We start from the raw sequence: 1,181 nt of genomic DNA on the forward strand, positions 1-1,181 counted from the left end.
GCTCTGTACACGACAAAAATAGATAACTCATTGAAATAATGTCACAATAATTGTTTTCTAACGACGAATACTATGACACATCTCAATGAGTTATATCTTATCTTAAACAAATATCTAAAATGGAACAAGTCACATTTAAAGTGCTTTGCGCTCATCATGCTTGTGATTATTTTAAAGCAAACATGTAATCTTTCTTCTGCATCTAAAGCCTTGCCCATCAAGTGCTTACCACAATCATTTTATCGACGTATGCAGCGCTTCTTTGCAGGTCAGTATTTCGATTATCGTCAAATTTCTCAGTTGATTTTCAATATATTTTCATTCGACAAAGTGCAACTGACTTTAGATAGAACCAATTGGAAATGGGGAAAACGAAATATTAATATCCTGATGCTCGCGATCGTTTATCGTGGAATAGCGATACCTATCGTTTGGACATTACTTAATAAACGTGGAAATTCAGATACAAAAGAGCGTATTGCTTTGATTCAACGCTTTATCTCCATTTTTGGTAAAGACCGTATTGTGAATGTGTTCGCAGACAGAGAGTTTATCGGTGAGCAGTGGTTTACATGGTTAATTGAACAAGACATCAACTTCTGCATTCGTGTTAAAAAAACTTTATTGTCACCAATCATTTAGGAAAGAATCATAAAATCAGTGATTTATTTCGCCATCTTCAAGTTGGTCAAATTGAATGTCGTAAACGACGGATTTTGGTTGGTCGAGTGAAACTATATATAAGTGCACTACAGTTAGAAAATGGAGAACTTTTACTCGTCGTTTCTCCTCAGTTTAATGCCAATTCTATTCAGGATTATGCATTACGCTGGGAAATTGAAACCTTATTCAGTTGTCTCAAAGGACGCGGGTTTAATCTTGAAAATACTCGTTTAACAGACCCTAGACGAGTCAAGAAATTGATAGCAGTGCTAGCTATCGGTTTCTGTTGGTGCTATTTAACAGGTGAATGGCAACATGATCAAAAAAAAGTGATAAAAATAAAGAAGCATGGACGACTCTCAATGAGTTTATTTCGCTATGGTTTAGACTATGTTCAAATGGCGATTCAGCGTTTAATTGGTTTTGGGAAAAAAGAAGAGTTTAAGGAAATTTTGGCAATTTTAAGAAGGCAGAAGCCTGATAGGATAAGGGTTCTGTGAAATTTGTCGTGTACAGAG

1 protein-coding gene is annotated in these 1,181 nt (G+C 35.5%); it reads left to right on the top strand.

Going from position 1 to position 1,181, the window contains the following annotated elements:
• The first annotated feature begins 72 nt into the window (after positions 1 to 72).
• Positions 73 to 1,163 (top strand): IS4 family transposase gene (locus C3420_RS17035; RefSeq protein WP_103800267.1). Its coding sequence is split into 2 segments (ribosomal slippage): positions 73 to 613 and positions 613 to 1,163, totalling 1,092 coding nucleotides; the frame shifts between segments, so codons are not numbered across the junction.
• Positions 1,164 to 1,181: the final 18 nt, after the last annotated feature.

It is taken from the genome of Acinetobacter sp. ACNIH3, assembly GCF_002918965.1.
Taxonomy (GTDB): domain Bacteria; phylum Pseudomonadota; class Gammaproteobacteria; order Pseudomonadales; family Moraxellaceae; genus Acinetobacter; species Acinetobacter schindleri.